The organism is Solibacillus sp. FSL R7-0682 (assembly GCF_038005985.1).
Lineage (GTDB): Bacteria > Bacillota > Bacilli > Bacillales_A > Planococcaceae > Solibacillus.
Window position 1 is genome coordinate 3,258,320 of the sequence record NZ_JBBOUI010000001.1, and the last position, 26,174, is coordinate 3,284,493.

Here is a 26,174-nt window from a genome sequence, read left to right on the forward strand (position 1 = left end):
TTTTTCTGAAAAGCTAAAACTCTTTTTGTGTGACTTCATTATTACGGGTTAACGCTTTGCCATAGGTTAATCTTTTAATCAAGAATTCAAGTGGACCTTGCTTAAACTTAGAAAACCACAGCTCTGCAAACAATACTTGAACAATGAAAATACCAAGAGCAATATAAATGCCCATTTCAACATCAACTTTACCAAATAGCCCAAAGCCCCAGTAATAAAATAATGTAGTACAAATAATGGATTGGGATATATATAGCGTCAGCGACATACGTCCAGCTTTGGCTATTGGTGACAGCAATTTTAGTAAGACTGGAAGCTGTGTTAACAACACAATAACCGCCATATATCCGACTGCTAAAATTGGTCCTCCCATATAAACTTGAATATATTCATAACCAAATGTTTGGTCATTCGCAATAGGTAAGCTCTTTAAGAAAATACCTACACCCAATCCAACAACAGCTAAAATAATCCAGACTACTAGCTTTTCTCTCGCCCGTTCAATTAAGCGCCATTTTGCAAGTGCCGCACCAAATAACATATATGGTAATATTGTAAATAACGCAGACACCCACATAAATACGCCTAATTGAAGTTTTAAATCTTCTAAACGTTGCATAAACGCATCCATCCAGCTTCCAACACCATAGGCAGCGATGGAATTTTGAATTGATGTAATGTCAGCAGGCATCGTATTCGTTGCTTCAGTAAATAATCCACTTAATGAATACATTCCTAAAAAAAACATTTGTCCAAAAATGTTAATAATGAAGGCGAATGTTAATAATCCTTTTGCAGGAAATCGCATGAATGCAATTAAAAATACCCCACAAAACGCATACGTAGTTAAAATATCGCCCCACCAAATAAGCACTGCATGAAGTATGCCAATTGCAAACAAAACAATCATTCTCTTCGGTGCAAATTGATAAAAATTTGTGCCTGTAGATTGTGCTTTTACATACTGCATTGCTAATCCATACCCGAACAGCATCGAAAATAACGGATAAAAACTACTTTGTACATAAATATCTAATAGTTGCTGCAAAATAATATCCTGTGCTTCTGTAAACCAATTACTTAAGTCTGAAATATGTGGCATTGGCAAATAAAAGCCAAACATATTGACTAATAAAATGCCGAGCAAGCTAAAGCCACGCAAAATATCTATCGTGGCAATGCGCTCCTGCATACCTACTGGACGAAAATTCACCATGTCCCCCCCTAATCAATTTTCACTTGTTGACCTACACTATATAAATACAATAAACGCTCACTCACTTGAATACGTTTAATTGATTCAACAGCATGTTGATAATAGTTTAATTGAATTTGATAGGTTTTTGTCATTTTTTTCTTAATTTTTTCCAAATCTTCCACAATAGCAGGCTCAATATAATCGGTCTTATAATCTAGTAAAACCCAATTTCCCTCGGGATCTTTAAAGAGACAATCGATTACCCCTTGAATAATTTGAGCGTCCCCATCAGCATCTTTCAAGCTTAGTGTAAAAGGTATTTCGCGTAAAACTTCCTTCGCTTCCTTAAAACGTGTTCCTACATCCGTTGTAAAAAATGTCCACACTTTATTCGCTGATACAGCATCCGCTTCAATTTGCTGAAGTAATTGTCGTTCCACTAATGATTGGATAAATTGCGCTGTTTCTTCGATTGAAGCAAAGCCTTTTTGAGGAATATGCTGCATGACAGCGTGAACAGCCGTCCCAATTTCAGTAGAAGAAAGTTTCCGCTCCTTCTTGCCTTTTAACATAAAGCTTGGCACATTTGCCTTCACATAGCGGGCCGCTTCCATGTTATAGAGTTGCTCCTCTTCCATCCGCTGTAAGCTCTCTAAACGCTTGAGCTCACTTACAGATGTTTTTGATTTTTTCAGTGTTGCCTGTTTATACGGATAACTTGCTGAGAAGCGGTCCGTAAGAAGCTGTACAAGATGTTCGTTGACCAATTCCTGTGGTCGTTCCGGTTCGGCTTGCTCCACTTCTGAGGCAATTAAAAAATCATCGTTTGGAATAATTGAAATCGACCATTTTTCTGTTGATGTTGCTTCTTTGTTATAGCCATAATTAGCAAAGAAAAAGTCATTATGACGAGCTACTGAAGGACCAACCCAACTTAAGTAATTATTTGCTTTTGAGCGCACATAATTCGGTAATACTTTTTCCTGTAAATCCTGATAAAACGCCCATTCCTCACGCAGTTTTTCCCAGTCCTTAATTGAACCTACTAAAATTAAACGTTCTTTCGCGCGAGTCATCGCTACGTAAAGAATACGCATCTCTTCTGCCTTCATTTTGGCAAGCTTCTTCTCTTTTACATACAAATGTGGCAGTGACGTCGAAATAATATTTAAATCTGGGTTTACAGACTTAATTGCCAAGCCAAATTGTTGATCAAAAATGTAGCGGCTTCCCAAATCTTTAGTATTGAATGTACGGCTCATACCCGCGACGAATACAACAGGATATTCTAACCCTTTAGATTTATGGATCGTGAGTAATGTTACAACATCGTCTGCCTCACCAATTGACTTCGCAATGCCCAAATCGTCTCCTCGTGATTGCATGCGATCAATAAAACGAAGGAAGCGGAATAATCCTCGGAAGGATGTTTTTTCATAGCTTAAGGCACGGTCATGAAGCGCACGTAGGTTTGCTTGACGCTGTTTCCCATTAGCCATTGCTCCAACCATTTCAAAATAGCTTGTATCTAAATACACCTGCCAAATTAGATCAGCAATTGCTCCATGTCGCGAGAAATTACGCCATTTCTCAAACAATGCAAAAAACTTATCAAGCTTTTGCTCCATTACGAGAGACATCTTACCATTCGCTTCCTCTTTGTACTGTTTAAGCGCCTCATAAAAGGGAACTTTTCCATTAACTAAGCGAATCGCTACCAATTCATTTTCCGTTAGTCCGATAAACGGTGCACGTAATACAGATGCAAGTGGAATATCCTGATAGGGATTGTCGACTACTTTTAATGTATTGAGCATGATCATGACTTCCATTGAATCAAAATAGCCACCATCTGTTTCTGCATATAGCGGTAACCCCGCTTGCTTAAATTCTTCTGCAAACGTTGTATACCAGCTACGCGAACGCATCAACACAACAATGTCCCGATACTGGATTTTGCGCATTGATTTCGTTTTTGGGTTATATACTTGTCCGCCATTGTCGACTAAATCACGAATTCGTTTAATAATGTAGCGAGCCTCCTGCTGAGCAGCACTAATGCTTTCCTCTTCCTCTGTTGCTCCTTCTACTGATGCTATTGCCTGTACTTTTGAGGTTCCTTCTAATAACACAAGCTCAATTGGAACTTGTTGTTCATCATAACTCGCACCAAATTTCAATTTTGCCTGCTCATCGTAATCAATTTCGCCAACTTCCTCATCCATTATTTGCTCAAATACATAGTTCGTTCCTTCAAGCACTTCAGAGCGACTTCGGAAATTCGCGTTTAAGTCAATTTTCATCCCGGTGTCACTTGGATTTTCTTCGAAGCGCTTATATTTATCAAGGAAAAGACGAGGTTCAGCAAGTCGGAATGCATAAATGGATTGTTTAACGTCCCCTACCATGAACATATTGCCGTTTTCCTCTGTACCACTTTTCACAAGTTGCAATATCGTTTCTTGTAAAAAATTGACGTCCTGGTACTCGTCAACGAGCACCTCTTTAAAACGTTCTTTAAAATGTAAAGCGATTTGTGAAGGCTGAGGTGGCATTGTGTTACTGTCGGGATCTGTTAAAATTTCTAAAGCATAATGTTCCAAATCAGAAAAGTCGAGTAACCCACGCTCTTGCTTCGCCTTTTTAAATGCTTCACTATATTCAATCGTCAGCTTTACTAACGTTTCTAAAATGGGCTTCGTTGCCGCCATTTCTTGTACATAGAGCTTTGGGTGACGAGCAAAAAAGGATTCCTTTAGGTCACTAATCATATCTTTTGCTTGATCACGGTGCTCCTTTGCTACTGCATAAAACTGACGATCTTCCTCCGTATCTTTTTTAGTCACTGGCTTGATGCGACCAAACTGTATCGCAGGAATTAATGTATATGCCTCTTCCCACGTCCCATATTCCATCGCCTGGAGCACTTGCTTTACTGCACCATATTCCCCTTCAAATAGCTCTTTATTTTTTTGCAATGCTGGCTCTACGGAAACAATTTGCAGTCCTTTTTCAAGACGGATCGCTGCTTCCTTTAAGCTATTGATAATAAACGGTCGGACCTCTTGTGCAATGGCTAAATCATCAATCGCACTAGTAGGGTCAATATCATATTTTTGTGGCAATGTATTGAGCCATTCATATGGGTTTGGCTGTACTCGAGATACTTTATACATTTCCTGTAGTAGTAATTCAATTGCCTGATCGCTTCTGTCCGAGGCAAAGCTATCAACTAATGTATATAACTCTTCTTTTGTAAATAAGTGCGCCATGTCTCCCCGGTATGCTTTTTCCAGTACATCAATGAGCACATCATCTTGTAATAGCGCTGCCTCTTCCGTACTGGCTAAACGAAAGCCTGGATCTAAATCAATTGTGTATGCATATTCCCTACAGATGGATAGACAGAAGGAGTGTAATGTTGAAATTTGTGCTTTATTTAAAAGGCTCAGCTGCCGACGTAAAAAGCGATTGTCTGGATCTTGGGAAATTGCTTTTTCTAACGCTTCTGCCATCCGATTGCGCATTTCTGCTGCGGATGCATTCGTAAACGTTACAACAAGTAGCTCATCAACATCAATCCGCTTGTCCTCTGGTGCCAATATTTTTTGGATGAGGCGCTCAATGAGTACCGCTGTTTTCCCTGAACCAGCAGCTGCGGATACTAAAATATCATGACCTGCTGCATAGATGGCCTTCCATTGCACATCCGTCCACTGTACATCATTAGGCTTCACTGGAATCGTCATGTACGCATACCACCTTTTCTATTTTTTCAAATACTTCTTGCTCTGATTGCTTCTTCAATTCATTAAAACTATTGCCTGTTTCAGTTTGGTCGAATTGACATACCGCTTTATAGCTACAAAAAGTACAAGCTTTCATATTACCTAAACTATAAGGCTTGATTTCCGTATTACCCCGGTATATTTCATTGCCTGCTTGGCGGAATTTATGATGGACAAATTGCTGTAAATTTTCCATTTGATCTGGCTCTATTACCTTTGATGAACGTCCATTAAATTCAGGCTCCTCAGCACTCTTAAAGGCAGCCGGCACAATAATCGATGATTTATTTGGTTCTAGTGTCGTATCCATCAATTGCGCCACTTCTACGTCCTTTAACATATAACCACTTAGCTTAAACTTTTCCTGACGTAAGCTTTCGACTTTCTCTAGCTGCTCATAATCCTCAGTCGTAATGAGTGGATTATGTACATGTAAGTAGAACATTCCCGCAGCTTGAACAATAATATTTTCAAGCTCGGATAAATCCGTAATGAGCTTACTTTCCTTCGCTAAAATCGGTACATTTTGTAAGGCCACATCTAAATACGTTAAAAGCTGCAATGAAATCCCGTTGTATACTTCCGTAAAATCAAGCTTTCGCCCACTCGATTTATAATCAATGACACGCAAATATAAGTTTTGCGCATCTTTAAATGCATCAATACGGTCAATCTGTCCGCGTACAAACATGTTACGATTATCATCAAGCTCAATTTTTAATGCATCTAAAGGATTACGATCATCCTGTTCTGTATTTTTATCATCACGCTTCCCAAATGGCTTTTCATGGGCAATCGCTTGAAACTTCGAAAGCTCACTTTGATTAATTAATGCATACAACGTTCGCGCCACGATTTTTACAAGCTTCGTTTTAATATATTCGAAACGGTGACTGCTTTTTAAAATACTGTAGGAGAAATAATCAACTAGCATTGTGATCGTCTCATCCGCCTTTTTATAGCACGCAATGTAATTATTTAACGGGATTGTCTGATCCGTTTCCGATAAAATCGTACGAATTGCTTCGTGGAATAAATCCCCCATTGCAAATGACTCAAGCTTAAATTCAGGTCTCTCTTGAAGCTTCAAGCCGTATGAAGCAAAGTGCGAATAAGGACAACTATAAAACTTCTCTATGCGTGATACACTAGCTAAAAAGTCTTTACCATATAAGGCGGTCGCATTTTCCTCAGATAATGGCTCCACCTCATTTACATGAGACAGGGGCTTTGCCACAACGCTTAATACGTCCTTCCATTTCGGATCACGCTCATAATACGCCTTCAACGCAGACCATTCTTCTGTTAATGATCGCTTTTCAATCTGTGCTTGCTTTAATTGCGTCATTAAAAAACCGATGGCTGGTGATGGATGACGTAGATAATCCATTACATATTGCTGCTTTATTTCATCGAGAGGATCCATTACAATTTGCCGTTGGATAATTGTACGCGCCATTTCTCCCTCTTCGTTCAATACTTCAAACATTTTATGCAATCGATTGATATAAAGGGATGGAAGCTTCCCTTTACTTTCTTCATCGGCACTTGCATACGTTACATATAAATAATCTGTTGGTGACGTAATTGCACGATAAAAGAGGAAGCTCTCCTGAAGTAAGCGACTTTTCACACCTGGTGCGAGACCATATTGTGCCTTTTCAAAAGTTTCTCGCTCATCATCTGATAACAGCCCCCCAGAATCCATTCGCATCGGATAAACGCCATCGTTCACGCCAATAATAAAAATCGCCTTCTTATTATCAAAGCGAGCAAATTCCAATGTCGACACCGTCACTTCATCGAGAGTCGGTGGTACACTTGAAAATTGAAGTGACTCAAAGCCTTCATCTAAAATTTGTGCAGCCTCTTCTAGTAGGATGTCCTTATCTCCAAACATAAGGTCAAACTGTTCTAAAATATGCACCCAACCATTCCATGCCTGCTCATGCTCAAAGGACTGATGTAACGCATCTTTTTGCTCTTCCTGCTCTTGCATTTTTACAAGCTTCTTATACACATCCAGCTGCTCCATAAACTCATAAAGTGCAACAACTAGTGCTCGTCCAGTCTGTTGTTCCTTAAGTCGCTGTTGCAGAGCAAATACAGGCTCTCGAATTAAATCTCGCACACTTTTTAATAGCTTTTCATGTTCAAGCTCATCCTCTGTTTGAATGGCATTTATCTTTTCAAGTGATTTAAAACGACGATAATGCCATACATCTTCCTTAAACCATCGATCATGCACAATGCCCTTTGCAATGACAAAGTTCTCTAAAATATCGGCACGATCACGCATCGCCACTAAATTCGAATTATAAGGAAAGAGTAAATCTGTTTTTACACTTCTAAAAATCGGCTCATATTTCCAATTAGATGTAATAATTTCTAGGACCGAACGACTAAATTCGATCAATGGATGATAAAGCATCGAACGTTTTTCATTCGAGAAAAATGGAATGTCGTATTGCGTAAAGGTTGTCGCAATGATCGGGTCATACACATCTGCTTGGCGATACATAATCCCGATATCCTTATAGCGTAACCCTTTATCCATCACTAAGCCTTTAATTTCCTGGGCAATTCCCTGTACTTCCGCCCGTGGATTCATACCGTTTACTATTTTTATATGCCCCTCTGAAGCTATTGGTTTAATAAAAGGTGCATCAAAGCATTGCTCAAGATGTTGTAAATCACGATTTTTTGAACGATAATTCACTGTCAAATGAATACGTTGCTCCTCTTCGATATCAATCCCACGTTCAAAGCGTATTTTTTGAATTTCCTCTCGGAGTTTTTCATAGGTCGTTGCTGCACGGTAAAATACCGAGCCTTCTAGCATGTCTGTTTGAGGATCATCCATTGGAAGCACCAATGTTACACGCTTTGCATAAAGTAATAATTCCTTTAAAATCGTAAACTCTTGTCCATTGAACGAAACGAAGCCATCTAAATAAACATGGGTCTCGCGCAAGCTTTCCATTTGAGGCATGCGCTCAAGAAGCATCGGGAAATACCCATCCCCCTCAACATAATTCGTGCCAATACGTTCATTTAGCTGAACTAATAAAATTTGCAAATCATGCATTTTATGTAGCAGTACTTCACTTGCTCCATTTTGCTTTAATGATTCAATTAATGGCCCAATCGTGTCTATATTAATATTGTACTGGCTAAACTCCTTTAAAATCTGCTCGACCTCTTTTGTAAATCCTCGTTTGCCAGCTACTTGTTTAAAGAGTAAAAACTCATCTTGATGTTCTTCTAAAATACGACGTAGAAGCATGCGGTAGCCTGTACCATCAATACGTTCCCTCGTAATGCCACCTTCCTTTTGCAGCACAAACCATGCTAAACGTTTAAAGGTCATGACCTGCGCTCGCATCATCCCTTCAATACCGTAATGATTCGTTAATTCATATTCCGTTGAAAACGTCATTTGGTCCGGAACTAAAATAAAAATTTGAGGACCAAGTGGATTTGATGTTAAATCTTCTACGATTTCTTGATGGATGAACGTCGTTTTCCCTGTCCCTGCTCGTCCTGAAATGACACGTAACGTCATCATCCCCACCTCACTTCACATTATTAACTTCTATTATATATAAGAATACATGTTCGCGCACTATCTGACATATTGAATGAAATAGAAAAATGCGAGAAAAATTCTCTCGCATTTTTATCTATTCCTTATTCAAAGGCTGTCTTTGCTTTTCAATTTCACGCAAGTCTTGCTCCACTCGTTTATTTAAGTTACGTTCGATTAATTTACCAATTCCCCAAATTGTAACAATAATCAACACAGAGACAATGATTTTAACAGGATTTGTTAAAATAGAGCGTAAATCGCTTCCTAAATAACTCATCAAAAAAATCATAACAGGCTTCGAAATGAATAATGTTAAAAAATAATATTGCCTTTTAATATTCGATAAGCCTGCCACACTATTCACGACAACAACTGGCGTAAACGGTAAACAGAGTAATACAAACAATGGCGTAAATCCTCGTATATCTACCCATTGAATCAGCTTTTTAACTTGTCGCTGCTCTTTTATCTTACGGAACAAACGATGATTTCCAAACTTTCGAATTAACAAGAAAAATGCGTATGAACCCGCTACCGTACCGAGCCACGACAGGATAAATCCCCAAAACAAACCATATGCCCCTGCATTCGCAATAACAATGACAAACAGCGGTAATACTGGGAGAAAGGACTCAATGAATGTTAAAAATACCCCAAAAAAAGGACCTAATAATTTATATTTTTCAACAACCGTTTCAATATTATCGATTGTCAACCAATCTAACATAAGTATTCACTCCTACTAACAAAACCGGTAAGTTAAATGATGAATTTATTAAAATATCGCCTTCATTTTAAGACAAAAAACTACATTGCTCATGTTACTGCGATAAATTTCGAATATTATATCTTTTTTATAGTAACATAATTCCCCTTCCTATGTTTGCCCTATTCATCGAATAACAAAACCGTCACATTTTAGTGGATTGATTATATTTTGGGTGGTGGATTGGCTTCGGGAGAGGGAGTTCTAAGGAAAGCGGGTGTGTTGTTAAATCTAGGTTTCCTGGGGGGTGCAAGGGATTTTGGAGGCTTGGATATTAATCGAAGCCAGTGCTTTTTATATCTAGGTTAGATAGGTTCATTTTGTCTTTTATTAGATGTAAAAGTTCTATTAACTCGTCGATTTTGTCCATTAAACCTTCTTTTTTCCATTAAGTACTTCATTTTGTCCTTTTCCTTTATACTTTGTCCTTTTTCTTTCGAACTTTAGCTATTACCATCTCAACTTTGGCTATTACTTTAAATACTTTGTCCTTTATCTAATAACACCTTGCAAGAATACCTATAAGACAATTAAGATTGTTGCTGTTACGGTATGAAAAGCTGTGAATTTACGTAATTGTCCTTTATTCCATGTAATAAGTCTATTTTGGCTTATAGATTGTCGATTACTTTATGAATTTCGTATATTATTCGATATATTTTGTCCATTATTCATTTAAAAATGTCCATTATCCCGCCAACCTTGTCCATTTCCCTGAGTCTAGATCGCTTCTCCCCTCTCATTCATTGCCCTTAGCCCTAGTCCACTGTCACTTCACTTTAAAACTTACTTTCCTTAAATAAAAAAGAACCCCGTTTTCACGAGATTCTTTGAAACTTGTTATTTTACAATTAATAAACCAATTTTATGGTTATCATCACTATGAACGACATGCTGTGTTAAGCGGAGCTCTCCGTTATGATCAAGCACCTCTAGACGGCAATGTGCAGCATTAATTTGCAATGCTTCATATAATTCCTCTTCCGTATGAACATTTTGTCCATTAATGCGCTTAATGACCTCACCTGCGATTAAACCCATTTTTTCGGCTGGTGAGTCGGGTAGTACCCCAGCAATCATAACCCCATTTCCACTACGCATTACTGCATAGCTATCGCGATCCTCAGAACGGCGATAATAAATAGCAATTATTGTTCGGGAAATTGCACCTAATGCTAACGCTGCCGCGCCTAATACGGGCATGAAATAGGATGCAATGCCAACAAATAATACTAGTTCTCCTACAAAAACAATGTTGCGTCCCATCTTTGGATATACATACAACGGGAGGTTTTTCCGCACCATTTGTTGGAACCCGATAATAAATGGGAAAACTACTAATGAAAATTGCTCTGCACCAAGTGTAAACTGTGGCCAATATGGTAAATACGCCTGTATCCCGTCTCCCGGAATAATTGTTACGACTGGTAGCATCCATAATTGCTTACTATAATAACCGATCCCATTAAGTCCACGCTTTGTCGTTTCTACAATTGGAGATGCAAATTTTGCCCCGTAACGGCGAATTAAAATCCCCTCAGCCATTAATAATAACCCGGCTAAAATGGCCGCGGTCTTGACTAAGCCATCTCCTACATTTGTTCCAACAAATTCGAAGCCCCATAGCCCATACGAAAAATTTTTCCAATCCATCCATACGACAACACCAAATGCAATTGCCATCACAATAATCGGTGATAAAAGGTGATACGTAAATACAAGCAATCCGATTAAACTAATTAAAAAAATAATAGCTAGAAATTCAAATGTTATTGTCAATCCAACCACGATACTAAATAACGAGATAATGAGGGATAGCATAAACCCCATGATGAGCATGTTACGCATTTCTGACCAACCATTTAAAACACGATGATTGAAAAAATTACGCTCCCGCTTCACTCGTCGATAGCCTAAATAAATGGCGGAAAGGAGTGCGATATAAACTAATGGATTTATAAGAAAACGACCAATACTTTTTAAAATTTCAATTAAAATGGTTCCATCCATCTTCTCACCTACTGTCTAATCCTCACTATGCATACCTATCATTGTTCGATGAGAGAAACGAATCAATTCTAGGAAAGCGTCTTACCAATTGAAGGTTCACTTTCCATTGTATCAAATCCCTTTGTTCTTGCGTAGTGCAATTTGTCCTTACAAGTAAAATATCATCTTCCTGGCAATCATTCAAACTGATGCATAATATAACTGATTGCCATTTGTAGCTGCATATCATTTAACTGTGATGCTTTAAATTTTTGTAATTGTGCTGATAATTCAGTGAAGAAAGCTTCATCCAGATGACGTCCTTCTTGCAAATCATATTTCTTCCTAAACTTTGCTACTTCCTCTGCTGTATCCATATCAAAAAATCCATCTTTACGATTAATCCCATAACCTAGTTCACCTAATACTAATTGCGTATAGGCAACCTCTTCGCTATACTCACCCACTTCAAATCGACCTTTTAATAACTTTGTCTCTACCTGATAAAGTGGATGTTGTTTTATTTCAACATCTGGCTCAATCCCTATATGATGAATCCATTTTTTAGAAGGTGTCAACCATTTATTCGTTGATAATTTTACTTCGCCACCATTTTGTAATTCCCATGTTTGTTGTACAGTTCCTTTCCCAAAGCTTGTCACACCAATAATGACAGCACGCTTCCAGTCTTGTAATGCACCAGCAAATACTTCACTTGCAGAAGCGCTCCCTTCATTTTGAATGATTGCTATCGGTATCGCTCTTAATTTTTCAACATATGGAATGATTTCTTCAGGTGCTTTCGTTTTCAATGGCTCCGTAACACCTTCATGATTTTGCATATAGGCGAAAATCTTTTCTTTTTGCTCAAAAAAGCTCATCATCTGGGCGACACTATGTAAATAGCCCCCTGGATTATTTCGAACATCAATAATTAACCCTTCCGCCTCTTTTTCTAATACTTTGTCGAGTGCATTTTTCCACTCTTTTGCTGTCTCTTCCCCAAACATATTAACTGTAATATAACCTATAGGCGTTTCTTCAATTTCGATGACTTCAGATTGAACCGTTTCATTTTTTAAACGCTCTCTTTTTAAGCTTATTTTCACATGACGTTCTAATTCAGGACGATACAATACAAGTTCAATTTTTTCGCCCTCTTTTCCTTGCATCAATTTCATAACCTCGCCCATTGATTTACCTTCAAGACGCGTATCATTGATTTGAATTAGCTCATCTAATGGGCGAATTCCTGCTTTATCTGCTGGCGACGATTTGACAGGTGCGATGACAATAAATTTCCCATTTGATTCAGACAGTTCAATACCAATACCAATTCGTTCACTTGCTAATGTTTGTTTATGTAATGCGGCTTCTTGTTGTGAATAATACGTGCTGTACGGATCATTTATTGCATTGGCCATTCCCCGTAGCGCTCCTTCTACTAGCTTCTCAGAAGTCACATCATAGACAGATTCACGAGCAATAATGTCATGTAACTCATTGACAATTGCAAAGTCAGCTTGTTCTGTATTTGATTTTGTGGTTGGTTGACCAAACAAAAAGAAAGTACATACAATGACTACCAAACATAGTATTCCAAGAAATAAGAAAATTCGACTTTTCCGCACAATCTTCCCTCCCGTTCAGTTAAACTTATGAACGTTCGCTGAATTTCATACTTCTAAGTCGAATCAAATTTTCTTAAACTTCCCTCTAATCCTCCCCTAAAGTAACAGAAAATCAAATGACCTAAACGCCTAATTGTTCGTTATCACTCGAACAATTCTAATTTAGTTGTATCACATTTTCTCGTAACGACTCCAAATCAAGAGGACCAATTATTTTTTTTTGAATTTTCCCTTTCGTATCAATCATATATGTTGATGGAATTGTGATTATCTGATATTGCTGTGCGACCATTTCATTTTGCTCTAATAAGATTGGGAATGAAATATTATAGCTCTTTAGAAATTGCTCAACGCGCTCTACTTTTTCATTTGCATAAGTTAAGTTAACGCCGATAATTTCAACATTATCTTCTTTCTTGTACTGTTCGTAATATTTTTGCATATGCGGCATTTCTGCTTCACATGGAGGACACCATGTCGCCCAAAAGTTTAAGACAACACGTTTACCACGTAAATCAGACAAAGTTACTTCCTCACCTTGCATATTTTGTAACGTAAAATCTGGTGCTAATTGACCCTTTTCTAACCCAACTTCTTCATCTAAAGTAACTTCATAGCCTTTTGATTGCTCATGAATGACCTGACTACGTTCGATTTCTTGTTTTATGTATGTTGCTAGCATTGTAACCACTAGTGCTAAAACGACGATTATGCCGATATTCTTCTTCATTTTTTCACACCTCATTACGTTTTATCTAGTAGTACCATATCATAATTTTCCAGTAAATATTCATATGAAAAAAGACAAAACTCGGATATTTTCGAGTTTTGTCTTTGATTTTGTATTTTATAAAGAAACGTAACGTAATGGGTTAACTGCATTTGAACGCTTACCGTTCCATTCACCTACATGAATTTCGAAGTGTAAATGTGGTCCCGTTGAGTTCCCTGTGTTCCCCATTCTAGCAATTTGCTGTCCTTTAGATACACTATTCCCAACACTAGAATTAAAACCACTTAAATGGGCATAAACCGTCGTAAAAATTTGACCATTAATAGAGTGGGTCACCATTACGACATTCCCGTAACCATTCATTGTACCTGCATAAGAAACGACACCATCTGCCGCCGCTACAACCGGCGTTCCGATAGAGTTTGCAATATCAATCCCTAAGTGATTTTTACTGCCGATTGGTCCGATATCACGTCCACCAAATCCAGAAGTAAAGCGTCCTGCTGCTGGTCTTGTCCACGTACCCGCTGCTACAGATGGTAAATTTCCATTTCCAGCATAACCACCGTTATTGTTATTTTTGTTTTTCGCTGCTTCTAATGCCTTTTGACGAGCAACCTCTGCTAAACGGCGTTGCTCTGCAATAATTTTTTGCTCTGCTTCCTTACTTAACTCAATAGCATCGTCATACTTTTCTTGAAGATCTGATTTTTGAGCACGTAATCTCGCTTCTTCTTTTTCAAGCTCATCAACTAGCTTGTCCTTTTCAGCCTTTTGGGCTTTTAACGAAGCCATTAGCTTTTCTAGTTGTGCTTTATTCGCTTCAAGATTTTCCTTTTTTACAACGAGCTCGGCTTTTTGTACTTCTAACTTTTCCTTGTCCTCTTTTTGCTCACGCATAATATTGCGGTCTGCTTCCATTAATGTATTGACTGCCGAAAAACGGTCAATAAAATCAACGAAGCTATTTGCACCTAAAAGGACATCTAAATAGTTTACTGTACCACCTGTTTGCATGGCACGTGCACGTTCTTGTAATAATGCATCGCGCTGTTCTATTTTATTTTCTAGTGTTGCGATATCTTCTTCTAATACTGAAATTTCTTCATTAGCAATTTTAATGTCTAACTCCACAACTGCGATTTCTTGATTCGTCGCATTAATCTTTGTACCAATTTGCTCTAATTGCGCTATAATTTTTTCCTGTGTACTTTGATTGACTTGAATTTCATTCGTTTTTTGCTGGAGCGACTTATTTAATGCATTTTTTTGCGCTTCTAGTTGTTCACGCTCTTTTTTCAAATCACTTAATGATGCTGCATATGCTACTGGCATTTGAATAAATAATGCAAGAGCGATGACTACAGCAATTATTTTCACTAATGGCGTATTTCGCTTCTTCAAAATCTTTCTTCCCCCTAAACGCACAAAAAATTTTGCTCATTTTGTCTCTTTTGATGTATGTGAGCTGTTTGCAACATTCATGTTGTCGATTTATTTTTGCGACTATACTTTTAAAAACTTTCGAACTGACATAAAGCTTCCCCAAACACCAATGAATATACCAATTAACATTATTAATCCATTCACCTGATACATTAATGGTGCAACTTGTAACAGTTGGAAAAGCTCACCTTTTAACTTTGGTGCTAATAAATCGTAAATTTTATAATAAGCCGTTGTTACAGCAACTATTGGAATAATTGAACCGATCAATCCTAGCCACATACCTTCTAACACGAAAGGTATACGAACGAATGAGTTCGTTGCCCCTACAAGCTTCATAATTTCAATTTCATCTTTACGTGCAATGATCGTAATACGAATCGTATTTGAAATTAAAAACATTGCGGTAAATAATAAACCTAAAATAAGTACTAACCCAACATTTCGACCTATTTCTAAAAAGTTAAATAGCTTTTCAATTTTATCTTCACCATAAACAACTTCATTTGTATTATCTAAGCTATCAATCTTTTTCGCTACTTCTGCTGTTTTTAATGGGTCAACAGCCTTTACATAAAGGACATTATATAATGGGTTGTTTTGCTCAAATAAGCTTAGCTCATCACCAAAATCTTTAATTAATTTGTTTAGCTCTTCTTCTTTTGAAGAATATGTAACTTCCTCAACATCCGATAAACCTTTAATATCTTTAATTAATTTTTCTTCAGCTTTTTTAGATTCTGCTTCGTCTGCAATAATATCAATCATTACGCGGATTTCTACATCATTTTCTAAATCGTTCGCTACTTTATTTAAATTCAGCATAATTACTGAAAATACACCAACTAATAGTAATGTCACCGTGACAGCACTAATGGATGCCAATGTCATCCAGCTATTTCGTCCGAGTGATTTAAAGCTTTCTCTAAAGTGACGCGCAATTGTTCTACCCTTCATAGCCGTAGTCACCTCCGTATTCATCACGGACAATCATGCCGCCTTCAATGGCGATAACACGCTTTCGAATGGTATTAACAATTTCACGGTTATGAGTTGCCATAACAATCGTCGTACCTTGACGATTAATTTCTTCAAAAATATTCATAATCTCCCAAGAAGTGTCTGGGTCTAAATTTCCTGTTGGTTCATCTGCAATCATCACCTTTGGACGATTTACAATTGATCGCGCAATTGACACACGCTGTTGCTCACCGCCAGATAATTCATTCGGAAACATGCGAACTTTATGCTTTAATCCGACAAGCTCTAAAACTTCCATTACGCGTTTTCGAATTACTTTTGGCTGCTCTTCAATTACTTCCATTGCGAAGGCTACATTTTCATAAACTGTTAAGCGTGGTAAAAGCTTAAAGTCTTGGAAAACGACACCTAGCTGACGACGCAAATGAGGTACTCGATTATTTTTTAATGTACGTAAATTAATGCCATTAATAATGACATCCCCTGAAGTTGGTTTTTCTTCACGGTACATTAATTTAATAAATGTCGATTTTCCTGCACCACTTGGACCGACAACGTAAACAAATTCGCCCTTCTTTATTTCAACAGTAATACCATTTGATGCAACAACACCATTTGGATACTTTTTCACCACATTATCCATTTGAATCATTTAACGAAACCACCTAAGTTCTATTCCTAGAATTTTAATTTTAAGTCTTATCTATTATAGCACTTTATAGCTATTAATTTATTACATTTTCTTTTCAATATAGCAGTACCCTATTTTCCATGCCTTTTTATAATAAAACTTTCAGAGAGCTAATTTACATCTTTATATTATAAGGTAAAAAGAGAAAAAGCTTTTTTTCCGTAATCAATTTGTTACCTTATAATACTTTATTAATATAACTAATAATTCTATATTCTTTTTATGATTCGACAGTAATAAGTGAAAAACCTTTTCATTCACCAATTTTTGTTAATAAAAAAAGAAGTTGCTAATTAGCAACTTCTCTTAACTATTTCATTATTCCTTTGTCGTATAACGCACTAAAACTGTTCCTGTTCGGGATTCGCCAACTAATTTTAATAGTTTTGCTTCCGCTAATTCTTTAGTAAAGCGTACTGATTTTAATAAGAATTGCTCTTCTTCCTCATAAACATTGGCATCACTTAAGCCAACATCTGCTTTACCAAAGTTCGAGAAAATTTGTCCTTCGATTGCGACCGTTTTTGGAACGTATAATTCTACTGAACCGGCAACCGCACTCGCTTTAATTTTATGTGCTTCAGCGCTAGAAGTTGTAACAACAACGTGACCATTCACCGATTCGGCCTCTACTTCCTTTAAAGAGCCATCAATGTAAATACGACCATTTGCCGTTTCTACTTCAAGATCGTCACCTGTTACATTACGTGCTTCAACTGCACCATTACTCGTTTGTAATTCAGCATGATCGAATGTCGTATTTTCTAATCGAATGACCCCATTATATGTTTTCGCTTTAATTAATTTTGCATCAAGGTTTTCAATTGTGATGCCACCATTTAATAAGCGAGCAATAAACACATCATAATGCTTTTCAGGAATTGCAAGCTGTACTTTTAATTGGGCAAATTTATTCGTCGATTGAACAAGTAATTTTTGCTCTTTTAATGAAACTAAGCTTTGTGTCACTTGTTCAATTGTTTCTTCTTCCGTACCTTTAGGTTGTGTTCTGACACGGATATCGATAGTTACTAAGCTGTCCTGTGCTTTTACAACCTCCACTTTACCGTTTGCAATGTCTAGCTCAATTCCATTTACTTCAACTTCTTGGTAAGCAAATGTTTTAGTAAATTCTATTTTTTCACCGAATGGTGTATCAATATCTAAATCCTTTAGCTTTGATAACGTTGCACCCATTAGCCCAGCCATTCGTGTACTAAATTGAGAAAGATCCGTCTTAAGGTCATTCATAAACTCGTCCATTTTTTTGTTAATTTCTTTATCATTAAATGACTTGCCGAAAATATCTTCAAATCCTGTTGTTTTACGTTTTTCTTTCTTTTCTTCAAAAAATGGCTCTGCCTTATGCACCTCTTCAGTTGTAGGTGGTGCCTCTTCTTGCTTCTTCTCCAATATTGGTGAAGCTGGTGTTGGCGTGGATTCCTTTTGTGAAGAAAGCTTTTCAAGTAACCCAATGGCTTCTTCTGCTGTAATAGTACCGTTTTCAACTAATTGTAAAATACGTTTACGTTCATCTTGCATAAAAAAATTCCTCCCTCTGCCTCGTATATGTTTATTATACGAGTAGGGAGGAAAAAAAGTTTCATTTCACTCTGGAAATTTCAATTTAACTACATTACAGCACTAAAAAAGAAATGCATCTCTCACTCAATCTTCTTTATTTCTTTTTTGCTTCATCAATCTTTGATAACATTCGTTCACGGTCACGCTCTAAAATCGGCTTCAAATAGCGGCCTGTGTAGCTTTCTTTTACTTCTGCAATTTCTTCTGGCGTTCCTGTCGCAAGTAATGTACCGCCACCATCTCCACCTTCTGGTCCTAAATCAATAATATGATCCACAGTTTTAATTACATCCAAATTATGTTCAATGACTAGCACAGTCTCTCCATTTTCTACTAAACGTTGTAGTACGAGTAGTAAACGAGATATATCATCTACGTGTAAGCCAGTTGTCGGTTCATCTAAAATATAGAATGATTTTCCGTTTGAACGACGATGTAATTCTGATGCTAATTTTACACGTTGTGCTTCCCCACCAGATAAGGTTGTCGCTGGTTGTCCAAGTTTAATATAACCTAGCCCTACATCCACAATCGTTTGTAATTTGCGGTGAATTTTTGGTAGATTGCTGAAAAACTCAAGTGCATCTTCTACGGTCATTTCTAAAATATCTGCAATATTTTTATCTTTATAACGAATTTCTAGTGTTTCTCGATTGTATCGTTTTCCATGACATACCTCGCACGGCACATACACATCTGGTAAGAAATGCATTTCTATTTTTATAATCCCGTCACCACGGCAGGCTTCACAACGCCCACCTTTAACGTTGAATGAAAAGCGTCCTTTTTTGTAGCCGCGCACTTTCGCTTCATTGGTCATTGCAAATACATCACGGATATCATCAAATACGCCAATATAAGTAGCCGGATTCGAACGAGGTGTACGACCTATTGGTGATTGATCGACATCGATTACCTTTTCAAGCTGTTCGATTCCTTCAATTGCTTTATGGGCACCAGGCTTCACTTTCGCACGATTTAATTTCGATGCGAGTGATTTATATAAAATTTCATTTACAAGCGTTGATTTCCCCGATCCTGACACACCTGTTACGGCAATAAACTGACCTAACGGAATATCTACCGAAACATTTTTTAAATTATTTTCGGTCGCTCCTTTAATCGTCAATTTACGACCATCTTGTTTACGACGCTCAAGAGGAAGGGGAATAAATTTCTTTCCACTTAAATATTGCCCTGTAATGGAATTTTTATCTTTCATGACCTGCTTCGGTGTACCTTGTGCAATAATTTGACCACCGTGTACCCCTGCACCCGGGCCGATATCGATTAAATGATCTGCTGCCATCATTGTATCTTCATCATGCTCAACGATAATTAACGTATTGCCTAAATCACGCATATTTTCAAGCGTTGCAATTAAGCGATCATTATCCCGTTGATGTAAACCAATTGATGGTTCGTCCAAAATATATAGGACACCTGTTAAGCGAGAGCCAATTTGCGTAGCTAGTCGAATACGCTGTGCTTCACCACCCGATAAAGTACCAGCAGCGCGCGCTAATGTTAAATAATTTAATCCAACATCTAGTAAAAATTTCAAGCGTTCCACGACTTCACGTATTATTAAGTTCGCAATTTGCTTTTCCTTTTCCGTTAACTCCACTGCGCTAAAGAAATCATACATTTCCTTTATCGAATGGCGTGTTGCTTCTGAAATATTTTGCCCTTTTATTTTTACCGCTAACGTTTCGGCCTTTAAACGGTGTCCCTTACACGAATGACAAGGTTGCTCTGTCATATATTTTTCCATTTGCTCGCGTACATAATCAGATGTTGAATCTTTAAATCGGCGCTCAATATTTGGGAGTACCCCTTCAAATTCAATGTCCTTTTTATGCATACTTCCATAATCATTCGTAAACTCAAAATGAATCTTTTCTTTGCCAGAGCCATATAAAATTTTATCCATCTTGTCCTTCGGAATATCTTTTACCGGCACATCCATCGGAATTGTATAATGAGCACAAACCGCCGCAAGCATTTGTGGATAATAGTTCGATGAAACAGATTCCCACGGTGCAATGGCGTTGTCTAATAACGTTCGATTCCAATCTGGAATAACTAAATCTAGGTCAGCCTTCGATTTACTACCTAACCCGTCACATGTTGGACAAGCTCCAAATGGACTATTGAATGAAAACATGCGAGGCTCTAGCTCTCCAATCGAAAAGCCACAATGAGGACAAGCATGATGTTCACTAAATAATAGTTCCTCATGTTCCATTACATCCACGATTACCCGGCCTTCTGCTAATCTTAATGCAGACTCTAATGAATCACTTAAACGAGATTCAACGCCTTCTTTGACTACTACACGGTCAATGACTACTTCAATCGTATGCTTTTTGTTTTTATCTAACTCGATATGATCATCTAAATCGCGGAGCTCACCATTTAATCGAATACGCACATAGCCTTGCTTTTTTAAATCTTCAAGTAACTTTACATGCGTACCTTTTTTTCCTTCAATGACCGGTGCTAATAGCTGCAATTTCGTACGCTCGGGGTATTCCATTAAACGGTCTACCATTTGCTCAATCGTTTGAGAAGTAATTTCAATACCGTGCTTCGGACAATATGGTTTCCCAATCCGCGCAAACAATAAACGTAAGTAATCATAAATTTCTGTAACCGTTCCAACTGTTGAACGTGGGTTACGACTCGTCGTTTTTTGATCAATGGAAATGGCTGGTGATAAACCTTCAATCGTATCGACATCCGGTTTATCCATTTGCCCTAAAAATTGACGTGCATAGGCTGACAACGATTCCACATAACGGCGTTGTCCCTCCGCATAAATCGTATCAAACGCTAATGAAGATTTCCCTGACCCAGAAAGGCCTGTCACAACAACAATTTTGTCTCGTGGAATTGTGACATCGATATTTTTTAAATTATGTGCTCTAGCACCTTGTACAACAATTTCTGTATTTTTCACGTTGTTCACCCTTCTGCTTTCAATTCAAATATCATGTCACGTAATTCTGCCGCGCGTTCAAAGTCTAATGCTTTAGCAGCTTCCTTCATTTCAAGCTGTAATGTTTCGACAAGTTTTTCAAGCTCTTTCTTCGTCAGCTTCTTACCACCTGTCACTTTTGTAATATATTTCTCTTCCTCTTCCGCTGCTTGTGTCGCGCGTATAATATCTGGAATTTTCTTAATGATTGTTTTCGGTGTAATTCCATGTTGTTCGTTATAGGTCATTTGAATTTCGCGACGACGTTTCGTTTCAGAAATGGCCTTCGTCATCGAATCTGTCATATTATTCGCATACATAATCACATGACCGTTCGAATTACGGGCTGCTCGTCCTATCGTTTGAATTAACGAACGCTCCGAACGTAGGAAGCCTTCTTTATCTGCATCTAATATCGCTACAAGGGACACTTCTGGAATGTCTAAGCCTTCACGTAATAAGTTAATACCGATAAGCACGTCATACGTCCCTTTTCGTAGTTCCCGAATAATTTCGATCCGTTCAAGTGTTTTAATTTCTGAATGCAAATATTCCACTTTCAAGCCCATTTCCTTTAAGTAACTCGACAAATCTTCTGACATTTTTTTCGTTAATGTCGTTACAAGCACACGTTCATTTTTGCGAATACGCTCATGAATTTCATCTATTAAGTCGTCAATTTGTCCTTCAATCGGGCGCACATCAATTGTTGGATCCAGAAGACCCGTCGGACGAATAATTTGCTCTACCATTTCTGGCGTATGCTCCAATTCATACGGACCTGGCGTTGCCGAAACATAAATTGCCTGTCCAACTTTTGATAGGAACTCATCAAAGGTTAACGGCCGGTTATCAAGCGCAGAAGGTAAACGGAAGCCATGCTCCACTAATACCCCTTTTCGAGCCTGATCCCCATTATACATCCCACGTACTTGCGGTAATGTTACGTGACTCTCATCGACTACTAATAAAAAATCATCTGGGAAATAATCAAGCAATGTATAAGGAGTTGCCCCTGCTTCACGCAACGTTAAATGACGTGAATAGTTTTCGATACCTGAGCAAAAGCCCATTTCCCGCATCATTTCTAAATCATAATTTGTGCGTTGTTCTAAGCGCTGCGCCTCTAATAAACGATCCTCAGCTCGCAGCTTTTCTAGACGTTCCTGTAATTCTTTTTCTATATTTTCAATCGCAATTTTCATTTTCTCTTCACGTGTTACGAAGTGGGATGCTGGGAAAATGGCTACGTGATTGCGCTCTCCTAAAATTTCCCCTGTTAACGCATCTACCTCTCGGATACGATCTATTTCATCTCCGAAAAATTCAACACGAATGCAGTGCTCATCACGTGATGCCGGGAAAATTTCGACAACATCACCGCGTACACGAAATGTTCCGCGCGTAAAATTAATATCATTTCGTTCATATTGTATATCTACTAATTTTCGTAACAACTCATTACGCTCCATTTCCATACCAGTCCGAATTGACACGACCATTTCACGGTATTCTTCTGGATTACCGAGGCCATAAATACACGATACAGACGCAATGATAATCACATCCTGTCGTTCAAATAATGCCGTCGTTGCAGAATGGCGCAGCTTATCAATTTCATCATTAATGCTCGAATCTTTTTCGATGTACGTATCAGTTTGTGGCACATATGCTTCTGGTTGGAAATAATCATAGTAACTCACAAAGTATTCCACAGCATTATCTGGGAAAAATTCCTTGAACTCACTATATAATTGTCCAGCCAATGTTTTGTTATGTGCCATAACTAGTGTTGGTTTGTTTACTTCCTTTATAACGTTTGAAATTGTAAAGGTTTTACCTGTTCCTGTCGCACCTAGTAATGTTTGATGCTGCTTGCCATCCTTCACACCTTGCACGAGCTCTTTTATCGCTTCGGGCTGATCTCCAGCTGGCTTATAGGCGGACTGAATCTGAAAAGTTTCTGTCATTTTAATTCGTCCTTTCTGTCTCTTTTGCTATGTTCTATTTTAGCATACCTGCTTTTACTTTACGATAAATTTACGAACGTATATTCGGAAAAATGATTACTTATATTATTTATTACCTAATATTGTAGAAACAAACCCATTGAAAAAAGCCACCTAAAAAGGTGACTCTTCTTCAAGTTATTGTCGCTTGGAGCAATTCTTTCAGCTCCGATGTATAAGCGATAAATTGGTGTTCGTCCTTTTGATCTAAAGATGTATCGATCAATATTTTTAACTGTTCAATACGGTACATGCGCTGTAAACGATTTAAAAACAAGTCTAAATAAATCTCATTCAATAACTTTTCCGCTTGATTATCAGCTGACTGTTGTCCTACTGCTTTCAAAAAGTCTGTATACGAATAATATTTATCCATCGAAACCACCCCGATCTCTTTTATTTATTATAAAATAAATGAGCATTAATTTGCAATATTTTCTGAAAAATCATCCAGTTACAGAATATTCTAAAAATATTGTTGATTTATGGGATTTTTTGTATTATTTTTAAGGTGTAGTGAATTTTTCAGCATTTTTCATTGTCTCTTTTGTCTTTTCTATTTTGTCTTCATTTATCGCACAAATATTTTACCAATCAACCTCGAAAGGAGAAATGGCATGACCAAAAATCTACATCAAATTTCTAATTATATTGCCTCTAATTCAACATTCTGTTTAATCTCTCACCCACATCGTAGCAAAGTGCATACAATCATCTCCGATAAGCATGGGAAAGTTATTTATCCTAATAAGCCTTTAAAAATAATTCGTAATACGTGTCGATTGCACGGGAGCTCCTACGAGGCAAGTAATTATAATGCGAAGCTGTTTTTCGGAAAAAGTAAGCATAAATTACCGATCATGGTTGCCTATGACTTCGGTGACCCCTGTATATTGTTCCCACTATTTTCACCACATTCATCACAAAACATTTGGATTTCACTTCACGCAATCGTTAATATTAATGAGCTTGGGAATGAAACCATCGTCACATTTATTGATGGCTCTGAAGAACGTCTACCTATCCATATGAAATCATTCAATCATCAGTACGTTCGCGCTGCCATGTATTATAAACATCTCATTACAAAACGTAACAGCAAATTATAAAACTCTATTTTTCTATCTACATCTTTGTGCAGTTCTTACATCGCTATCGATTAAAATATTCTGCAAGAAGTAACTCACTGTGATTACGAAGGCGAATATTCGAATATCTCCTACACTCCATGATTCCTTCAAAATAAAATTGGTACTCGGTAAATAAGTCATCCGTCTTCCCTCTCACTAAACGCATCTGATGAGTTTTAAAATAAGCCTTTGTGTCCTTTAGATCCTGTTCAATTTTCATTCGAACAGAATCAATTACATGTAAATAGGGGTTTTTAAATTTAAACAGGCCTTGCTCTACGATTAATTGATCTTTTTCAAGAACTGTAAGAAGCATTGGCAAATAAATTCCTGCTTCATAATAAGGAATTGTTCCAGAAGGAATTTGCACCATATGAATACCTCCTCAAGAATAAGAACGTTTGTTCGTATTTATTTTCGCATATGTTCTTATTTTTGACAAGCACAACCTTACTGGTAATACTTACCGAATCCCCTCCTAAAAAGCTTAAATTCACTACGAAAAAGGTGTTCATGAGCTTTACACTCACGAACACCTAGATTCCTATTAATATGAAATTTTTGAACGTAAATAAGCTGTAATAAACATGTCTAAATCGCCATCCATTACTGCACCAACATTCCCTGTTTCAGAATTTGTTCGATGGTCTTTTACCATTGAATATGGATGGAAAACATAGGAACGAATTTGAGAGCCCCAGCCAATTTCCTTTTGCTCACCACGAATTTCATCTAATTGTGCTTGTTGCTTTTCAATTTCTAATTGATATAGCTTTGATTTTAACATTTTCATCGCAGCATCACGGTTTTTAATTTGCGAACGCTCGGATTGACATTGTACAACAACACCAGTTGGGATATGTGTAATACGAACAGCCGAGTCTGTCGTATTAATGTGCTGACCACCCGCCCCTGTTGCACGATACGTATCCACTTTTAAGTCCTCTGTTCGTACGTCAATTTCGATTTCCTCATTAAATTCCGGCATAACCTCACAAGAAACGAACGATGTATGACGACGGCCTGATGAATCAAACGGCGAAATACGTACTAAACGATGTACCCCTTTTTCTGCTTTTAAATAACCGTATGCGTTATGACCAGAAATTTGTAATGTTACAGATTTAATCCCTGCTTCATCACCAGGTAAATAATCAATTGTTGTTACTTTAAAGCCACGCTTTTCTGCCCAGCGCGTATACATACGTAACAGCATCGAACCCCAGTCTTGAGACTCCGTTCCACCAGCACCTGGATGTAACTCTAAAATCGCATTGTTTTTATCATATGGCTCAGACAAGAGCATTTGAAGCTCAAAATCCGCCATCTTCTGTTGGAAGTCAACTAGTTCATTTCCTAACTCTTCTTGTAGTTCTGCATCAGGCTCTTCACGTAAAAGCTCTAGTGTCATTTCTAAATTCTCTTGTGTTGAAATTAAATCATTGTATTCATTCACAACCGCTTTAATTCCGTTGCTTTCGTTAATGATTGTTTGAGCGCCTTGCTGGTCATTCCAAAAGTTTGGCACAAGCATCATTTCGTCTAATTCTTGAATACGTGCCTCTTTATTTTCTAAGTCAAAGAGACCCCCTAAAGTCCGCTAGTTTTGTAGCTGTATTTTCAAGTGCATTACGCACATCTGCTAATTCCATCATTGTA

The 26,174-nt window shown here is 37.6% G+C and carries 17 protein-coding genes; 1 reads left to right on the forward strand and 16 read right to left on the reverse strand.

Annotated features, from left to right (window positions below):
- Nucleotides 1–13: 13 nt before the first annotated feature.
- The 14 genes from MKZ17_RS16540 to MKZ17_RS16605 all read right to left on the reverse strand — a co-directional run bounded on the left by MKZ17_RS16540 (nucleotide 14) and on the right by MKZ17_RS16605 (nucleotide 23,761).
- Complete coding sequence (locus MKZ17_RS16540; protein ID WP_340724833.1) at nucleotides 14–1,213, reverse strand: DUF418 domain-containing protein; 1,200 nt, start codon at nucleotides 1,211–1,213, stop codon at nucleotides 14–16.
- Between the two features lie 11 nt (nucleotides 1,214–1,224).
- Nucleotides 1,225–4,947 (reverse strand): helicase-exonuclease AddAB subunit AddA, encoded by a 3,723-nt coding sequence (gene addA / locus MKZ17_RS16545; RefSeq protein ID WP_340724834.1) that lies wholly within the window; start codon nucleotides 4,945–4,947, stop codon nucleotides 1,225–1,227.
- Nucleotides 4,925–8,551: a helicase-exonuclease AddAB subunit AddB gene (gene addB / locus MKZ17_RS16550; protein WP_340724835.1), complete on the reverse strand. Its 3,627-nt coding sequence runs from the start codon at nucleotides 8,549–8,551 to the stop codon at nucleotides 4,925–4,927. Before addB ends, addA begins: the two co-directional genes overlap by 23 nt.
- Before the next feature lie 118 nt (nucleotides 8,552–8,669).
- A complete protein-coding gene (locus MKZ17_RS16555) occupies nucleotides 8,670–9,302 on the reverse strand; it encodes a TVP38/TMEM64 family protein (RefSeq protein ID WP_340724836.1) in 633 nt (210 codons plus the stop codon).
- 879 nt (nucleotides 9,303–10,181) lie between these two features.
- Complete coding sequence (locus MKZ17_RS16560) at nucleotides 10,182–11,351, reverse strand: PDZ domain-containing protein (protein WP_340724837.1); 1,170 nt, start codon at nucleotides 11,349–11,351, stop codon at nucleotides 10,182–10,184.
- A 176-nt stretch (nucleotides 11,352–11,527) separates the two neighbouring features.
- Nucleotides 11,528–12,961 carry a S41 family peptidase gene (locus tag MKZ17_RS16565; protein ID WP_340724838.1) on the reverse strand — a complete coding sequence of 478 codons (1,434 nt, stop codon included), beginning with the start codon at nucleotides 12,959–12,961 and terminating at the stop codon, nucleotides 11,528–11,530.
- 157 nt (nucleotides 12,962–13,118) lie between these two features.
- Nucleotides 13,119–13,691 (reverse strand): peroxiredoxin family protein, encoded by a 573-nt coding sequence (locus tag MKZ17_RS16570; RefSeq protein WP_340724839.1) that lies wholly within the window; start codon nucleotides 13,689–13,691, stop codon nucleotides 13,119–13,121.
- Nucleotides 13,692–13,808: 117 nt separating this feature from the next.
- Nucleotides 13,809–15,098, reverse strand: a complete 1,290-nt coding sequence (locus MKZ17_RS16575; RefSeq protein WP_445326927.1) for a murein hydrolase activator EnvC family protein — start codon at nucleotides 15,096–15,098, stop codon at nucleotides 13,809–13,811.
- Nucleotides 15,099–15,200: 102 nt separating this feature from the next.
- Nucleotides 15,201–16,097, reverse strand: coding sequence for a permease-like cell division protein FtsX (gene ftsX / locus MKZ17_RS16580; protein ID WP_340724840.1), 897 nt, complete (start codon nucleotides 16,095–16,097; stop codon nucleotides 15,201–15,203).
- Entirely contained in the window at nucleotides 16,087–16,773 is a 687-nt protein-coding gene (ftsE, locus tag MKZ17_RS16585; RefSeq protein ID WP_340724841.1) for a cell division ATP-binding protein FtsE, read from the reverse strand. The genes ftsX and ftsE overlap by 11 nt, the downstream gene beginning before the upstream one ends.
- Before the next feature lie 357 nt (nucleotides 16,774–17,130).
- A complete protein-coding gene (locus tag MKZ17_RS16590; RefSeq protein ID WP_340724842.1) occupies nucleotides 17,131–18,354 on the reverse strand; it encodes a DUF4097 family beta strand repeat-containing protein in 1,224 nt (407 codons plus the stop codon).
- A 136-nt stretch (nucleotides 18,355–18,490) separates the two neighbouring features.
- The gene (gene uvrA / locus MKZ17_RS16595) at nucleotides 18,491–21,358 is read right to left on the reverse strand and encodes an excinuclease ABC subunit UvrA (RefSeq protein WP_340724843.1); all 2,868 of its coding nucleotides are present in this window, start codon (nucleotides 21,356–21,358) and stop codon (nucleotides 18,491–18,493) included.
- 5 nt (nucleotides 21,359–21,363) lie between these two features.
- Complete coding sequence (gene uvrB / locus MKZ17_RS16600; protein WP_340724844.1) at nucleotides 21,364–23,346, reverse strand: excinuclease ABC subunit UvrB; 1,983 nt, start codon at nucleotides 23,344–23,346, stop codon at nucleotides 21,364–21,366.
- A gap of 172 nt (nucleotides 23,347–23,518) precedes the next feature.
- Nucleotides 23,519–23,761, reverse strand: coding sequence for an IDEAL domain-containing protein (locus MKZ17_RS16605; RefSeq protein WP_340724845.1), 243 nt, complete (start codon nucleotides 23,759–23,761; stop codon nucleotides 23,519–23,521).
- 241 nt (nucleotides 23,762–24,002) lie between these two features.
- On the opposite strand from MKZ17_RS16605, the gene MKZ17_RS16610 reads away from it, so the two are divergent.
- Nucleotides 24,003–24,494 (forward strand): competence protein ComK, encoded by a 492-nt coding sequence (locus tag MKZ17_RS16610; protein WP_340724846.1) that lies wholly within the window; start codon nucleotides 24,003–24,005, stop codon nucleotides 24,492–24,494.
- Between the two features lie 43 nt (nucleotides 24,495–24,537).
- Here the strand turns inward: MKZ17_RS16610 and MKZ17_RS16615 are convergent, their stop codons facing one another.
- Nucleotides 24,538–24,888 carry a hypothetical protein gene (locus MKZ17_RS16615; RefSeq protein WP_340724847.1) on the reverse strand — a complete coding sequence of 117 codons (351 nt, stop codon included), beginning with the start codon at nucleotides 24,886–24,888 and terminating at the stop codon, nucleotides 24,538–24,540.
- A 174-nt stretch (nucleotides 24,889–25,062) separates the two neighbouring features.
- Nucleotides 25,063–26,167 (reverse strand): peptide chain release factor 2 gene (prfB, locus tag MKZ17_RS16620; protein WP_340725574.1). Its coding sequence is split into 2 segments (ribosomal slippage): nucleotides 25,063–26,094 and nucleotides 26,096–26,167, totalling 1,104 coding nucleotides; the frame shifts between segments, so codons are not numbered across the junction.
- Between the last annotated feature and the right edge of the window lie 7 nt (nucleotides 26,168–26,174).

Excerpts from the sequence above, each read along its gene's own strand:
- addA (WP_340724834.1), bottom strand. The coding sequence starts at position 4,947 with ATGACGATTCCAGTGAAGCCTAATGATGTACAGTGGACGGATGTGCAA.
- addB (WP_340724835.1), bottom strand. The coding sequence starts at position 8,551 with ATGACGTTACGTGTCATTTCAGGACGAGCAGGGACAGGGAAAACGACG.
- MKZ17_RS16555 (WP_340724836.1), bottom strand. The coding sequence starts at position 9,302 with ATGTTAGATTGGTTGACAATCGATAATATTGAAACGGTTGTTGAAAAA.
- MKZ17_RS16560 (WP_340724837.1), bottom strand. The coding sequence starts at position 11,351 with ATGGATGGAACCATTTTAATTGAAATTTTAAAAAGTATTGGTCGTTTT.
- MKZ17_RS16570 (WP_340724839.1), bottom strand. The coding sequence starts at position 13,691 with ATGAAGAAGAATATCGGCATAATCGTCGTTTTAGCACTAGTGGTTACA.
- ftsX (WP_340724840.1), bottom strand. The coding sequence starts at position 16,097 with ATGAAGGGTAGAACAATTGCGCGTCACTTTAGAGAAAGCTTTAAATCA.
- ftsE (WP_340724841.1), bottom strand. The coding sequence starts at position 16,773 with ATGATTCAAATGGATAATGTGGTGAAAAAGTATCCAAATGGTGTTGTT.
- MKZ17_RS16590 (WP_340724842.1), bottom strand. The coding sequence starts at position 18,354 with ATGCAAGATGAACGTAAACGTATTTTACAATTAGTTGAAAACGGTACT.
- uvrB (WP_340724844.1), bottom strand. The coding sequence starts at position 23,346 with ATGACAGAAACTTTTCAGATTCAGTCCGCCTATAAGCCAGCTGGAGAT.
- MKZ17_RS16605 (WP_340724845.1), bottom strand. The coding sequence starts at position 23,761 with ATGGATAAATATTATTCGTATACAGACTTTTTGAAAGCAGTAGGACAA.
- MKZ17_RS16610 (WP_340724846.1), top strand. The coding sequence starts at position 24,003 with ATGACCAAAAATCTACATCAAATTTCTAATTATATTGCCTCTAATTCA.
- MKZ17_RS16615 (WP_340724847.1), bottom strand. The coding sequence starts at position 24,888 with ATGGTGCAAATTCCTTCTGGAACAATTCCTTATTATGAAGCAGGAATT.